Annotated in this window: 11 protein-coding genes; 7 read left to right on the top strand and 4 right to left on the bottom strand. The window is 41.1% G+C overall.

The genetic code is table 11. From position 1 onward, the window contains the following. Positions 1-76 precede the first annotated feature (76 nt). From D7322_RS01460 to D7322_RS01445, 4 genes are all read right to left on the bottom strand, one after another. A complete protein-coding gene (locus D7322_RS01460; RefSeq protein ID WP_121120688.1) occupies positions 77-1,546 on the bottom strand; it encodes a glycine--tRNA ligase in 1,470 nt (489 codons plus the stop codon). 134 nt (positions 1,547-1,680) lie between these two features. Continuing rightward, positions 1,681-2,142, bottom strand: coding sequence for a thioredoxin-dependent thiol peroxidase (gene bcp / locus D7322_RS01455; protein ID WP_121120687.1), 462 nt, complete (start codon positions 2,140-2,142; stop codon positions 1,681-1,683). Between the two features lie 130 nt (positions 2,143-2,272). Continuing rightward, on the bottom strand, positions 2,273-3,997 hold the full coding sequence (locus tag D7322_RS01450) for a M23 family metallopeptidase (RefSeq protein ID WP_121120686.1): 1,725 nt from the start codon (positions 3,995-3,997) through the stop codon (positions 2,273-2,275). An 11-nt stretch (positions 3,998-4,008) separates the two neighbouring features. Further along, positions 4,009-4,620, bottom strand: coding sequence for a fumarylacetoacetate hydrolase family protein (locus tag D7322_RS01445; RefSeq protein WP_121120685.1), 612 nt, complete (start codon positions 4,618-4,620; stop codon positions 4,009-4,011). Positions 4,621-5,103: 483 nt separating this feature from the next. On the opposite strand from D7322_RS01445, the gene D7322_RS01440 reads away from it, so the two are divergent. From D7322_RS01440 to D7322_RS01410, 7 genes are all read left to right on the top strand, one after another. Then, on the top strand, positions 5,104-5,742 hold the full coding sequence (locus tag D7322_RS01440; RefSeq protein WP_121120684.1) for a DUF6266 family protein: 639 nt from the start codon (positions 5,104-5,106) through the stop codon (positions 5,740-5,742). Positions 5,743-5,775: 33 nt separating this feature from the next. Beyond that, positions 5,776-6,441, top strand: coding sequence for an HAD family hydrolase (locus tag D7322_RS01435; protein ID WP_121120683.1), 666 nt, complete (start codon positions 5,776-5,778; stop codon positions 6,439-6,441). Between the two features lie 81 nt (positions 6,442-6,522). After that, on the top strand, positions 6,523-7,011 hold the full coding sequence (locus tag D7322_RS01430) for a gluconate 2-dehydrogenase subunit 3 family protein (RefSeq protein WP_121120682.1): 489 nt from the start codon (positions 6,523-6,525) through the stop codon (positions 7,009-7,011). 7 nt (positions 7,012-7,018) lie between these two features. Beyond that, positions 7,019-8,734 carry a GMC oxidoreductase gene (locus D7322_RS01425; RefSeq protein ID WP_121121242.1) on the top strand — a complete coding sequence of 572 codons (1,716 nt, stop codon included), beginning with the start codon at positions 7,019-7,021 and terminating at the stop codon, positions 8,732-8,734. A 387-nt stretch (positions 8,735-9,121) separates the two neighbouring features. Continuing rightward, positions 9,122-12,304: a SusC/RagA family TonB-linked outer membrane protein gene (locus D7322_RS01420; protein ID WP_121120681.1), complete on the top strand. Its 3,183-nt coding sequence runs from the start codon at positions 9,122-9,124 to the stop codon at positions 12,302-12,304. A gap of 17 nt (positions 12,305-12,321) precedes the next feature. After that, positions 12,322-13,881, top strand: coding sequence for a RagB/SusD family nutrient uptake outer membrane protein (locus D7322_RS01415; RefSeq protein ID WP_121120680.1), 1,560 nt, complete (start codon positions 12,322-12,324; stop codon positions 13,879-13,881). 306 nt (positions 13,882-14,187) lie between these two features. Further along, positions 14,188-15,084, top strand: coding sequence for an alkaline phosphatase (locus tag D7322_RS01410; RefSeq protein ID WP_121120679.1), 897 nt, complete (start codon positions 14,188-14,190; stop codon positions 15,082-15,084). Positions 15,085-15,133 lie beyond the last annotated feature (49 nt).

Genomic DNA, 15,133 nt, shown 5'->3' with positions numbered 1-15,133 from the left:
CTTATCAAAATTCAACTCTCGGGATTTTGCTGTTTGCTTTTTGGACCGCTTTTTTCTGTCAGTGGGCAAATTAAATTTATAGCAATTTTTTTAGCAAGGTATTCCAGCCCGCTAAATCATTTAAGATCCGTTCAAGATCAGCGATTGCTACGCGTTCCTGTTCCATGCTATCGCGGTGGCGGATCGTAACGGTATTGTCTTCCAAAGAATCGTAATCAACAGTAATACAGATTGGTGTTCCGATTGCATCCTGGCGGCGGTAGCGTTTTCCGATTGCATCTTTTTCGTCGTATTGAACATTGTAATCCAATTTCAACGTATTTAAGATCTCGCGTGCTTTCTCTGGCAAACCATCTTTTTTGGTCAATGGTAAGATTGCCGCTTTCACTGGTGCCAATGCTGGCGGGAATTTCAATACCACACGAGAATCTTGTTTTTCTGCTGTAGAAAGATCCTCTGTTACCAATGAATTACATAAAACCGTTAAAAATAGACGATCCAATCCGATGGAAGTTTCGATAACATAAGGAATGTAATTTTGATTGATCTCTGGATCAAAATATTGCATTTTCTTTTTGGAATATTCCTGATGCTGTTTCAGGTCAAAATCTGTACGGGAGTGAATACCCTCCACTTCTTTAAATCCAAAAGGGAAGTTAAACTCGATATCCACAGCGGCATTGGCATAATGTGCCAATTTATCGTGGTCATGGTAACGGTAGTTAGCAGGATCAAATCCTAACGCTAAATGCCATTTTAGACGTGTCTCTTTCCATTTGTTGTACCATTCCAATTCGGTGCCTGGACGGCAGAAGAATTGCATCTCCATTTGTTCAAACTCACGCATACGCATGATAAACTGGCGCGCGATGACTTCATTACGGAAAGCTTTTCCGATCTGGGCAATACCAAAAGGAATTTTCATACGACCCGTCTTCTGAACATTCAGGAAGTTAACAAAAATACCTTGCGCAGTTTCCGGACGAAGATAAACCTGATCTGCTCCATCTGCCATGGCACCCATTTGTGTGGCAAACATCAAATTGAATTGACGCACTTCAGTCCAATTCTTGGTGCCTGAAACCGGACAAACGATATTGTGTTCTTCAATGATTGATTTTAATCCCGCAAGATCATCGGCGTTTAATGCAGTATTCAACGCTTCCAAAAGCCCTGCTGCTTCTGCCGTTTTTCCATCTGCTTCATAACGTGCAATCTTATCTTCGATCAATTGGTCGGCACGGTAACGCTTTTTTGAATCTTTATTATCGATCATAGGGTCATTGAACCCATCCACGTGACCGGATGCTTTCCAGGTTGTCGGGTGCATGAAAATTGCGGCATCGATACCGACAATATTTTCGTGCAATTGAACCATAGATTTCCACCAATAAGTCTTTAGGTTGTTTTTAAGTTCAGAACCTAATTGACCGTAATCGTAGACGGCACTTAATCCGTCATATATTTCGCTCGATTGGAATACAAAACCGTATTCCTTCGCGTGTGATACTACACTTTTGAAAAAATCGTCTGTCTGTTTGCTCATAAGTGGCAAATATAGATATTAGTATTTAGATTTTAGATATAAGATTCTAGATATGAGATATTAGATCCAGATTGCCATCCAGATGAAGGTGACGTCATAAAATGGCATTCGAACCCCGACATCAACATAGCCCACTAAATGTTCAAATCACGTATCTGTTGGGATGCATTCTTGTTGTCCACTTTTTTGATGATGTGCTGAATGATACCCTGCTCATCAATCACAAAGGTCGTCCGTGCCGTACCCATATATTTTTTTCCGTACATGTTTTTTTCTACCCATACGCCATATGCCTCAACAAGGCTTTTGTCTTCATCTACAAGAAGTTGAAATGGTAACTCGTGTTTTGTGATAAACTTTTTATGAGAAGTCTCATTATCCACACTTACACCAATAATTTCAAAGCCCTCTTTTTTCAACGATTGATAGTTGTCCCTAAAATTGCAAGCCTCCGTTGTACATCCTGGCGTATTGTCTTTGGGGTAAAAGTAGAGAATTACTTTTTTACCTCTGAAATCCGAGAGATGGACCGTTTCACCATTTTGATTTTTTGCACTGAAATCCGGTGCTTGTTGTCCTATTTCTAGTGTTGCCATATATATAATCTATTTAGTCCATTAAGATACGATATTATCCGATAAAAATCCTTCATGGGCGCTATACTTGATCACAAAAAGATCAGGGAATAAAAGCCCATGGCGGAGGCAGCTCCCCGCAGGAATTAAACTATCTGCTGAATGAGGCTTCGTATGTTTTTAAATTTCCTTTATTGTCTTTCACTTCCAGTTTGAAGCTGTGGATGCCACTGCCGAGATTAGATTCGAAGTCATGCCACAGATGTCTTGTTTTGGGATCATATTTCATTAAAGCCCACTTTCCGTCTATATAGGCATCGAAGGTATCTATGCCCGAGAGATTATCGCTGATGGTAAAATCTATGGAGCGTTGACTGGATACATTCTTGCCGTCGGTCAGATTCCGCGCAGTGATAGTAGGTGCAATCGTATCCACGGCAACATAGAACCCGCCAAATTCACGCACATTGGCGACAACCCAGCCATTTTCATATTTACCACCTTGCGCTCCGCCGTCCGTGGAGACGATCAGTGCCTTACTGTATAAACTTTCCGGTAAGCTATAGTCCGGCTTGATCATGAGTTTGTAATAGCCAAATACCGGTGTATAGCCATTGTGGATGTAATGCGTTGCCGAATAACCCTTAGCTGGTTTGCTCCCTTGGGAATAATTAAAATAAAGATCATTGTAAAGAATGTTTTTGCCCATATAGACGCGTGCATTTTCAGCCTCATATTTGTTTTCATCGGCATAATGAAACATTTTTAGCCCTTCAGCCGGCTTACGGCTGATCGCTAAAGACGGGTTGTTCTGTACTTTAAAATTGAGTTCGCTTTTATTGCCCTGCACATCCTTGACGACATATTTTATGTCATGGACTTCATTGTCCTTCAACTCGATCATACCCAAGTTGTCCAGGTGTTTATAGATCGTAATAGGATTATTGGGATCTTTGAAGCTTTTCTGTACGCGGACGCCCGATTTCTTGAGGTAGGGGTAGTCGACATAAGATTGAATCGCCCGGGTCTGGTCAAACGGGATGGCTTCGAATAGTACGGTACTGATATTTTTGTTGTCAAGAAATAATTCGATCGAATAAACGCCGTACGTAAAAGAAATACCGCGGCGTCTGTCTACGGTGTTGATGCCTAGTCCAAAGTTGCCATTGACCGGAATAGGGGAGCTAGATGCTAAACTATAATTGCCGTCACCAACTGATCGGATGGTCTGATGCCTACGTGGCGTATTCTCGTCAAAAATTTCGCGGCCGAGATCATAAACAGTTATACCACGGATCAATGGTTTGACACCATCGGGAAACAACAGTCCAAATAATTGTGGATTTAGAGGCAGTTGCGCTTTGGTATCCCGGATTTCAAAATGTAGGTGCGGTCCTGCTGAACCGCCTGTGTTTCCGGAATTGGCGATAAATTCACCTTTTTTGACGGGGACTTGGTCTGGTTTTAGAAATACATCGACATCAAAGCGTTTTTGTTTGTACTGCTCATCTTTTATAATGTTGGCAAGATCTGAATTAAAGCTTTCCAGATGCATATATACCGAAGTATACCCATTTGGATGATCAATATAAACATAGTTGCCACCACCGCCAATTTGTACCCGTACGCGTGAAACAAAACCTTCTGCCGCTGCATGGACGGGGATATTGATGCGTTGTTGCGTTCGGTAATCATCTCCACCATGGAAGTGTGTTGCACGTAACTCTCCAAATGATCCCGATGCCTGTGGAGCAATATTCATCGGACGTACGAAATAATTTTGCGGGTAGTTGCGACTTTTGATAATATCCTGTGCCTGGACAATGTTAGCGCACAAAGTCAATACACCTAATAAATATGCCGTTTTTTTTATCATGTCTACTTCCTCTATTTGATTTTGCAGCTAAACATTTTTTGTTGTCCGATATATCCTTCCAATAGATCCCCTATTGCCACAGGGCCAACACCAACAGGTGTGCCTGTAAAAATCAAGTCACCTTTGCGGAGCGTGATAAACTTTGATGTATAAACAATCAGCTCTTCATATGAAAAAATCATGTCCTTGGTGTTGCCCTGTTGCACCGTTTGTCCATTTTGTTGCAGAGAGAAATCAATCGCATAGACATCCGCTAGATCTTCCTTTGGGACCATGTTGCTAATTACAGCGGAGTGGTCAAAGGCTTTTGCCAATTCCCAAGGAAGGCTTTTTGCTTTAAGTTCCTGCTGTACATCTCTTGCGGTGAAGTCGATTCCAAGACCAATGGCATCGTAATAAGTTGACGCAAATTTTGGCGTGACATGTTTACCTTCTTTACAAACGCGGAGCACCACCTCAGTTTCGAACTGGATGTTTTTGGAAAATTCGGGGTAATAGAAATCTTTGTTGTCCTTTAAGACCGCGGTGTCGGGTTTTAAAAATATGATGGGATTTTCAGGGACTGGATTATTGAGCTCTTTCGCGTGGTCGATGTAATTTCGGCCGATGGCAATTATTTTCATTTTGTAAGTCTTTTAAGGCGATGAAGCTTTCAGATTTTTTGCGCTATATTATGATGGTAATTATTCATCGTCTACTTTTTAGTCATTGATGAATTTATCATACTCACGCCGAATAAATCATTAAGATTTCATGCGTGTCTATTTTCTGAATGATATCGGAACATTTCTCAAGAGAACAACGAATTTATGGGCATAATATGCTCGCTCGGTTTCTTGAAAAAACAAACTTAGCAAATGTCCTAAGCTTATCCAAAAATGATCGACAACAACTGAGGATATCAGGCTTATAAGCTTATTTATTAATATAGGTTTTACTTAGGGTTTGTTTAGGTTTTAGTTAGGTTTAGTTTAGGTATTTTCTAACTAAAACCTAAATTAAATCTAAGCTAATATTAACTTAAATCTAGACTAATAAAAACTATAATACGAATTATTTGTTAAGCTGAAAACAGAGAAATGACAATTAAACCAAGAACTTAACAAATGGCAATATTAGAGGACGGCCCCAACGGTGGTTTTCGGGGCAAAGTAGGATCGGTATATGGATATAATCTCAAAGGACAATGGATTATTCGAGGTGCAAGGAGGAAAAGTAATAAACCTCCGACTGAAGGACAGCGATTACATCGCCAAAAACTAAAATTGGTAGGTGAGTTTTGTAGGGAAAATAAGCCTGTCTTCGATTTTGGTTATCGGTTAAAAAAAGACAAAGAATCTAGATATGGAGCATTTCAACTTGCTCAAAAACATGTTTTCAACGAGGTCGTGGCATTTGATGCTGATAATAATCCGGTTGTGAATTTTGAAAACCTAAAGGTATTTGCAGGAGAACTACTATCTCCAAAGCATGCAAAGGTAAGTTTGAATAATGGTCTTATAGATTTGGAATGGACGCCAAACTCCGCTTATAATGATGAAATCTATAAGTTGAATCTGGCATTCGTTAGCTTAAGAGATTTGAGTTCACTAAAGTTGGCAATTGCAAATGCAGCTGATGGGCATTGTTCAATGGAGGTGCCAATTGAGCTGAATTTGAACGCAGAGTATCATGTGTATATCGGTTTTTGGAATACATTTTACAATGAAATATCTGATTCCACTTATTGCGGGTTGCTTCGATAGGATTTTTCAGCCGACTTGTGTATCTTTAACACTATGAATAAACTACAAGCGGTATTGTTTGACTTGGACGGTACTTTAATTGATTCGGAATATTTCTATTTTAAAAACTGGGCGCCAATCCTAAAACAAGAATTTGATCTGGAGATCACTTATGATGATTGGATTCGTGATTTTGCGGGACATACCTTGGCGCATAACGTAAAACGTCTGGTCGAAGACTATGGATACGATACGACAGAGGAACACATGTGGAAAAGGACGCGTGCTGCTTATGCAGATTCCAATATGAGCGATATTGAGTTAATGCCTTTTGCGAGGGATATTTTAGTTTATCTAAAAGAGAATAACATCCGGATAGGTTTGGTGACCTCGAGTTACCGTAGTACGGTGGATACTGTTTTGGGAAAACATGAGCTGCTGGATTACTTTGAGTTTTTTGTGACAAGAGAATGTGTGGAGTTCCCGAAGCCAAATCCGGAACCTTATCGTTTGGCGTTGACGAAATTGGGCTTAACAGGATACTCCTGTGTTGCGATCGAAGATACCATAACTGGAAGTAGATCTGCTTTAGATGCTGGTTTACAGCTTATTGCTGTAACCAAACAGGAGGTGGAACGTGCTAGATTAACAGATGTTGATAACATTGTGGAAAACTTAGAGGGGGTAAAACGGCTTTTATCGGTCTGGATTAAAGGGTAAACATATAATTTAATCGTTTTAGCATTTGTAATTTTATTCGGATATATGTAATATTACCGAATTGTAAAGGGAACTCAGATTATGAACCGTAGAACCGCAATAAAGCAATTTTTCATTATCGCAGGCGGACTGACAATTTTGTCATCCTGTCTAAATGATGGTGGGGCATCGATTGTGTTGAATAAGCTGAAATTATCAGCAGAGGATGAACAATTTTTAGGAGATCTTGTGGATGTGCTTATCCCAAAATCGGATACTCCGGGCGGGAAGGAGCTAAACCTGCACCTGTTTGTGGTCAAGATGGTGGATGACTGTGAGTCGCCAGAAAATCAGGAGAAATTTGTCTCTGGTTTTAATAAACTAAGAAAGCAACTTAATCTGGCCAATGCTAAGGAAACGGAAAATACCTTGGCCAACCTGACCGATAAGACGGATGAAAAGACTTTTTTTGAGATCTTTAAATCACGTGCGATCCAAGGTTATATGAATTCAGAATATGTGATGAAGAATAAGGTGATTTATAAGCTTATTCCGGGACCGTACAACGGTGCGGTCAAAATTAATGGATAAATCCAACATGGCGAATCTAAATATTGACAGTGAAAAAAATAGAACCTATGACGCGATAGTGATCGGTTCGGGAATTAGTGGTGGCTGGTCCGCAAAGGAATTGTGTGAGAAAGGACTCAAGACCCTGGTATTGGAACGTGGACGTGATGTGCAACATATTAAGGATTATCCAACGACAAATATGATGCCCTGGGAGTTTGAACATCGCAATGAGATGCCTTATAAAGTGAAAGAGGAGAACCCTATTGTCAGCAAGTGTTATGCTTTTCATGAAGATGCCGCACATTTCTTTGTAAAAGATAAAGAGCATCCCTATATACAGGAAAAACCTTTCGACTGGATCAGAGGCTATCAGGTGGGTGGTAAATCCTTGTTGTGGGCAAGGCAGACCCAACGCTGGTCTGACTTTGACTTTGAAGGGCCAGCACGGGATGGTTTCGCGGTAGATTGGCCTATTCGTTATGCAGATTTAGCGCCTTGGTATGCTTATGTGGAAAAATTTGCCGGTATCGCCGGCGATCATGATGGACTTCCGGAATTGCCTGATGGTGAATTCCTGCCAGGATATCCGTTGAATATCGTTGAGAAATATTTTAAGGAAAAGGTACAAAAGAAGTTTCCGGAACGGAAGGTGATTTCCGCACGTTGTGCGCACCTTTCCAAACCCAACCAGATTCATATCGAACAAGGTCGTGTGCAATGTCAAAATCGGGTGCTCTGCCAGAGAGGATGTCCTTTTGGGGGATATTTTAGTTCCAATGCAACCACGATTCCATGGGCGGCGAAGACTGGAAATATGACCCTTCGTCCACATTCGGTGGTTCACTCTATCCTATACGATGAGCAAAAAGGAAAAGCGGTAGGCGTTCGGGTAATCGATACCAATACGAAAGAAGAGATTGATTTCTATGCAAAATTGATTTTTGTCAATGCAGCTGCGATCAATACCAATCTGATCTTATTGAATTCCAAATCCAACCGTTTTCCAAATGGCTTAGGTAACGATAGTGGGGTACTGGGAAAATATGTTGCTTTCCATAATTATAGTGCGCGTATCTATGCGGAATACGAGGGACTATTGGATTATACCGCAGAAGGCAGAAACCCTGCTGGAGGTGGATACATCCCTCGTTTTCGTAACCTGCATAAACAGGAGACAGACTTCTTACGGGGCTATGCAGCAGGTTTCGGTGCATCCCGCAGCAAAGAGTCTGATCGCTCAGGCCTGGGCTTGGGACTTAAAGAGAATCTGTTAAATCCGAAGCTTGGGATCTGGCAGGTAGGTTCGCACATGATGGGCGAGACCATACCAAAAGAGTCGGGTATGGTGTCCCTGGATGGCAGTAAAACAGATGATTGGGGCATCCCTTTGTTAAAGATTGCGGTGGATTATGATGAGAACGACGAAAAAATGAAAAAAGATTACATCGCCGTCATGACGGAGATGTTTACCGATGCAGGTTTCACGAATATTCGCCCAGATACACATTGGCAGGCTCCAGGGCTCGATATCCATGAGATGGGTGGTGCACGTATGGGACATGATCCGAAAACATCCGTCCTGAACAAATGGAATCAGATGCATGCGGTGAAAAATGTATTTGTGACAGATGGTGCCTGCATGACTTCGACATCAACACAAAATCCTTCATTGACCTATATGGCTTTTTCAGCGCGTTCAGTTGATTATGCGGTCAGCGAAATGAAGAAAGGAAACATATAATTTTAACGGAGAAAGATTTTGCAAATAAATCTTTCTCTGTTTGAATTTTTAATACTATCTTACAACCTAAACTAAAATTTTAAAACGCAAAAACATAATCAAGAAAGAAAAGAAATAACATAAACCAAACGAATAAATCAAACTAACATACCAATTTTTTTTGCAAGAAAAGCAAAAGCGATTTAGCATTTCTTGTGCCTATAGGAGCTTGATAAAATGGATTATAACCGACATTTTTGAGGCGATACTGTTAAATTGGAAGAATTCATAAGGGAAGGGCTAATCCCTAAAACCTTTTATTATAATCGATTACAGGGAAAACTAAATTAAACTAGACGTTTAGAGTATTTTTGCTAAAACGTTTTTATAAACCAAATCACTATTAATATGAGCACAGTTGACGTAAAATCATTTGTGCAGCTTGGGAAAAAATCGAAATTATTTTTCTCATTGGCTGTCATTGCTGGTACATTTCAACAAGTCAATGCTGCTGTAGTTACTTCAGCGAATTACGAAGGTAAAGCCTTGGTAAAAGAAGTTCGTAAGCTGCAACAGCAATTGAAAGGAAAAGTACTGGATGCTACCGGAAAACCTCTTGTAGGAGCATCTGTAGCAGTTAAGGGGACCTCAAATGGGGCCCAATCGGATGCACAGGGAAATTTCTCTGTGGAAGCTAAATCCGGTGACGTATTGGTGGTCTCTTCTGTCGGTTATAAGCCGAAAGAGGTGACTGTCGCTGGTACTACCATCACCGTGCAATTGGAAGAAGATCAGAGCCAATTGGAAGAAGTCGTTGTGGTCGGTTACGGTACGATGCGCAAATCAGATGTAACCGGTTCCATTGCCATGGTCAAAGGTTCGGATATGATGAAAGACCAAAGCTTTAGTGCTCTGGATGCGCTAAGAGGAAAAGCCTCAGGTGTCAATATCTTTTCTAATTCCAGCCAGCCGGGTGCTAACGCGAATAGAGTCGTTATCCGGGGTGTGGCGACGATCAATTCTTCCTCCAACCCACTGTATGTCGTGGACGGAGTAGTCATGGAAGATTTTAATTTGCTGAATCCAAATGATATCGAAAGTATTGAGGTGCTAAAAGACGCTTCTTCGGCGGCGATCTACGGTGCGCGTGGTGCCAATGGTGTGATCTTGGTGACAACAAAACGCGGAAACAAAGATGGGTCCAGAACAATCAGTTACCAGGGATCAGCAGGCGTAAGTTCTGCGCAACGCTACATGGATCTACTGAATGCACAGGAATGGATAGATGCCTTTATGATCGGTCTTGAAAATGAAAATAAATATCAGGGCAAGTCTTGGTCCTTAGACAAGAAGAGCTGGTTCAATGATCCAGATTACTTTGACGCAAATGGCAATCCCTTGTATGATACAGATTGGCAGCGCGAGGCAACTCGGACGGCTATTTCGCATAATCACCAATTGAATGTACAACAAGGTGATGAAAAGTCATCCGTCGGCGCATTTTTGAATTATACGGATCAGCAGGGAATCATGAACAATACCTGGAATAAACGGATAAATGCAAAAATGGCTTATGATGCAAAACCGACTACATGGCTCTCTACAGCAATCAACTTGACGGTCAATCATACCTGGGGTCGATATACACCGGAAGACGGCGGTGGGCAGGAAGCGCGTCGTACCATGATCGAGATGATTCCTTGGTATCCTGTTTATGATAAAAATGGACTCTATACAAACTCTGCTTCATCTACGGTAGCCGAAAAATTAAGTTTTGAAGGAATGGCAAATCCGGTTTCCATTCTGGATTTGCAAAAACGCTTGCGTTATAATACGCAGATTTTTGGAAATGCGGCACTGACATTTCATCTGGCCGATGGGTTGGACCTGAAAACACAATTAGGGATTGATCACCATAGGAAAGATTATAAGGGATACTCTTCAAAGCTCTTGAATAATATTTCCAGGCCGAATGGATGGGCGGAACGCACGCATACAAATACCTTGTATTGGCAGGAAGAGACCTATTTGACCTATAATAAGCAATTCGATAAACATCGGATCAATGCAATGGCAGGTCTTTCGTGGCAAAAGAAGACCTATGACTATGACAAAATGAGGACGGAAGGTCTTCCGGATGATTTCTATGAGTATAATAGAATGAATTTAGGTGTGACACCAGCTACACCTGAATCTTTCTACAATAATTGGGCGATGAATTCGTATTTCTTAAGGGCCGCCTATTCGTATGATAATCGCTATTCAGCCACTGTAACTAGTCGCTATGACGGTTCCTCTAAATTTGGTAAAAACAATAAATATGCATTTTTTCCTTCACTAGGTTTAGCGTGGAATGTGTCCAATGAGGAGTTTTTGAAAGGGAATCAAACCATTAGTAATCTGAAATTACATACCAGTTATGGATTAACTGGTAACTCTGAAATTGATCCCTATAGGTCGTTGGCAATCGTAGATGCCGGTACGATTTTATTGAATAATACACGCGCGCCCTGGTCTTATGTCAGCACGATTGAAAATGAAGATCTAAAGTGGGAGAAAACAGCACAGTTTGATGTTGGTGTGGAATTGGGGTTACTTCAAAATCGCCTAAATTTTGATGTTTCTTATTACCGTCGAAAAACAACAGATCTACTGTTGGAGACTCCGCTACCGAGAGCCACCGGTTTTAAATCCGTTATGAAGAATATTGGCTCCGTTCAAAATCAGGGGCTGGATATGATGATCACCGGTACGATTGTGACCAATGAGAATTTTGATTGGAAAGCATCGTTGAACGCCAACTACAACAAAAATAAAGTATTGAAATTGGGTGAGAACAATGCAGATATTTTAAAGAACGATTGGGTCGGTGGTGCAAATAGTGTTATCCGTGTTGGTGAAAACTTAAATAGCTTTTACGGTTACAGAAGATTGGGGGTATATACTCAAGCTGATGTGGATGCCGGAAATGCTACGCTAAGTCAAATCGGACGTGCAAAACGTACAACCGAGAAAGAAATCATCGGTAAAGGTCTGCCAGATTGGACAGGTAGTTTTGTGAATAACTTACGTTATAAGAATTTCGATTTTACGTTGGATCTACAATTTGTTAAGGGGGTAGATGTCATGCAACAGTTCTTCCATTCAACGTATGACCGTTTTGGCATTACCAATGGCCTGAAGGAAATTTTAACCGATGCGTATAACGGTTCAAATCCAAATACCATGCAACAGGCAATTTATTTGACTAATGGAGGACATGCCGGTCAGGATACCAATGTGGACGATGCCTGGGTTGCGGACGGTTCTTATGTGCGTGTAAATTTAATACAATTTGGCTATACATTTAATGCGGACGTACTAAAACGGATGGGCTTGTCCAGGCTACGTATCTATGCGAATGCGAATAATCCATTTTTATTCACGTCAAAAGATTTTAAAGGTTACGACCCGGAAAGTACTTCTCAGTATGATCCAGAAATGACTTCTCAATTTACTGCACAGGGGAATGGAAAATTTGGACAGAACATGACCTTTTTCTCCTATCCTAGAGCGAAAACATTCTCTTTGGGTGTTAATGTTACATTTTAATGCATAGAATTTAAAAGATGAAGACTAAATTAATTATGTTGTTATTGGCTGGAATGGCGGTAGCAACATCCTGTAATAAATTTTTAGAAGAAAATCCTCGATCAAACCTTTCATTAGTAAGTTATTATGAAAATGAAGGACAGGCCGAAGCAACTGTAAATGCACTTTACCGTCGGGGTTCACCATTACGTTATTCTACAACAGGTTCCTATCTAGGTTCTACGGCATCCATTAATACCATTTTGACTGGGTATTTTACGAATAGTTATGAGGGGCAAGAGCGTGTCACCTTGTTTGCGCGTGAGCTGACCCGGCAGCAAAATGCCAACGTAATATCGCCAACCATGAATACCATTTGGGATGAGGCTTATGAAGCCATCAATATTGCCAATGCTGGCGTAAAATATATCCCGCAAATAAACATGGTCAATGAGACTAAGAAAAATACCTTGTTGGCTGAGGCGAAATTCTTTAGGGCCTACAATTACTTTTATCTTGTCAAAACATTTGGAGCACTCCCTTTGTATACACTTCCAAATGAGAAACTCACTGATCCACTTTATTTAGAACGTACAGAGGCGGCGAAAGTCTATGAATTGATAGAGGCAGACCTAAAAAGTGCTGTAGAAGTGCTACCAGCTAAAAAATTTGCGGATGGCCATCGCATTACAAAATATGCAGCAGCAATGCTTTTGGCCGATGTTTATTTGCAGCAAAGTAAATTTGCTGATGCGGCTACAGCAGCTAAAATTGTGGTGAATTCGCCGCATAAAATGACACAAAATATTGATCTTGACCAAAATAGCGCATACAACTTACTTCGTAAGACAGATGACCTGGATGAGGTAATTTATGCACAAGAATTTGATGACCTTGTTGCTAATAGCGGAGCGCGCACAGCTACTGCTTTTAGCTCGTCCGCAGTTTCCGTATTTACCACTTATTCGATATTTGAACGTGTTTTTGGTCCTACCAAACAGTTTTTGAATGTGTATAGTAAGGATGACTTAAGAATCCAGCCAAATCAGTTCTACCACTGGTCTTATACCAATCCGATTAACGGTAAGAAATGGACTTCGGAGGATGCGGGGATATGGTACTATGTTGATGAGCAGGCATTGCTGACTACAGGACGGGGCACCAAGGACTGGAATTTTTACCGCTATCCGGAGGCATTGTTGACTGCTGCTGAGGGTATTGCTAAATCGACAGGCGTAAGTGCTGAAGCTGCGGGATATTTAGCACAGGTAAAAGCACGTGCGAATACTGCTGGTAAAACAGTTGCACAGTTTACTTCTGAATTGCAGGTATTGTCCGCAGATGACTTTGTGAAAGAATGTTGGAAAGAACGTCTGCGCGAGCTGCCTTTAGAGTACAAAATGTGGGATGATATTGTACGGACAAGGATGTTCCCTGTGATTTCTACTACTGAGGCAGGGAAAGTGGACTTTGTTCCATTAATCGGAGCGAAGAACGCATCTGGAGCCGTATTTAAAGAATCCGATCTATTATGGCCGATTTCTCCCGATGAAATACAGCGTAACAATAAATTGACCCAGAATCCGGGGTATCAATAGACACATATACCAAAAGAATGGCCATCGTCGCGATGGTCATTCTTTTTTAAGTTGCACTATCAATGTCTACTGCATGCCAAATCCAGGAGATAGGATTCAAACAGGATGACAGGTCGAGAAACTGGCCCAGTATCAACCAAAAATATTATCTTCAAAAAGCCGCTAGAAGGATTTCTAGCGGCTTTTTATGTGTCTTAAATTTAATGTAACATATTGGATAGATATATTAAATAATGTTTACTTAACATAATTAATAAAATAAAGTTTCTATTTTTAAGTCTTTAAGTCTTTGCAAGTGCAACAATTATGAAAATTAGAAATTTATTATTGCCATTACTCATGGTAGGTTTGACTACAAATGCGGTTTTGGCACAAAGCAAAAAGATCAAGCATGTCGTTTTGGTGGGATTCGATGGGTTTGGAGCTTATGCCCTTCCAAAAGCGGAGATGCCCAATCTTAAAAAGATGATGCAGGAAGGAACGTATAGCACACATGTTCGTACGGTTTTACCTTCGTCTAGCGCGGTGAACTGGGCTTCCATGCTGATGGGGGCCGGACCGACAACACATGGTTATACGGAATGGGATAGCAAAACACCTGAAATCCCTTCAACTGTCAAAACTGAAAATGGGATGTTTCCTTCTTTGTTCAATGCGGTGGCACAGATGAATCCCAAAGCGCAATTTGCTGTGGTTCACAGTTGGCCGGGAATAGGGTATCTGATTGATAATAAAGTCGTGCAAAAGATTATTAATACCAAGGATGATGACGAAGCAGCATTGAATACGACTGTGGATATTATCAAAAAAGAAAGACCGGTAGTCACTTTTGTGCATTTCGATCAGCCTGACGGTGTCGGTCACAACATAGGCCATGATACACCTGAATATTATGCCGAACTAAAGCAGGTGGACAGACGGATCGGAACATTGCAGCAGGCTGTTAAGGATGCGGGTATTGCAGATGAAACGATCTTTGTTGTCGCTGCGGATCATGGTGGTACGGGTAAAGGACATGGTGGCAAATCATTGGCAGAAGTTGAGATTCCATGGGTAATGACCGGACCGGGAGTACCCAAAGGTAAGGAGATCAAAGGAACAGTGATGATTTATGATATCGCGCCCACATTGACCTGGTTGCTTGGCGCTCCGCTTGATGCTGCTTGGCGCGGTCAGGCCATTAAAGCTTTTCAGCAACAATAGAATACGTTCACCCTAATAAAAAACCCGGAAGTTTTAACTTCCGGGTTTT

It is taken from the genome of Sphingobacterium puteale (assembly GCF_003627955.1).
GTDB classification, from domain to species: domain Bacteria; phylum Bacteroidota; class Bacteroidia; order Sphingobacteriales; family Sphingobacteriaceae; genus Sphingobacterium; species Sphingobacterium puteale.
The sequence above is the reverse complement of the archived record's forward strand: the minus strand, read 5'-3'. Positions and strand labels throughout refer to the sequence as shown.

What these genes read in the sequence shown, in the direction of transcription:
- D7322_RS01415 (WP_121120680.1), top strand. Translation starts at nt 12,322, where the DNA reads ATGAAGACTAAATTAATTATGTTGTTATTGGCTGGAATGGCGGTAGCA.
- D7322_RS01450 (WP_121120686.1), bottom strand. Translation starts at nt 3,997, where the DNA reads ATGATAAAAAAAACGGCATATTTATTAGGTGTATTGACTTTGTGCGCT.
- D7322_RS01435 (WP_121120683.1), top strand. Translation starts at nt 5,776, where the DNA reads ATGAATAAACTACAAGCGGTATTGTTTGACTTGGACGGTACTTTAATT.
- D7322_RS01410 (WP_121120679.1), top strand. Translation starts at nt 14,188, where the DNA reads ATGAAAATTAGAAATTTATTATTGCCATTACTCATGGTAGGTTTGACT.
- bcp (WP_121120687.1), bottom strand. Translation starts at nt 2,142, where the DNA reads ATGGCAACACTAGAAATAGGACAACAAGCACCGGATTTCAGTGCAAAA.
- D7322_RS01460 (WP_121120688.1), bottom strand. Translation starts at nt 1,546, where the DNA reads ATGAGCAAACAGACAGACGATTTTTTCAAAAGTGTAGTATCACACGCG.
- D7322_RS01440 (WP_121120684.1), top strand. Translation starts at nt 5,104, where the DNA reads ATGGCAATATTAGAGGACGGCCCCAACGGTGGTTTTCGGGGCAAAGTA.
- D7322_RS01430 (WP_121120682.1), top strand. Translation starts at nt 6,523, where the DNA reads ATGAACCGTAGAACCGCAATAAAGCAATTTTTCATTATCGCAGGCGGA.
- D7322_RS01420 (WP_121120681.1), top strand. Translation starts at nt 9,122, where the DNA reads ATGAGCACAGTTGACGTAAAATCATTTGTGCAGCTTGGGAAAAAATCG.
- D7322_RS01445 (WP_121120685.1), bottom strand. Translation starts at nt 4,620, where the DNA reads ATGAAAATAATTGCCATCGGCCGAAATTACATCGACCACGCGAAAGAG.
- D7322_RS01425 (WP_121121242.1), top strand. Translation starts at nt 7,019, where the DNA reads ATGGCGAATCTAAATATTGACAGTGAAAAAAATAGAACCTATGACGCG.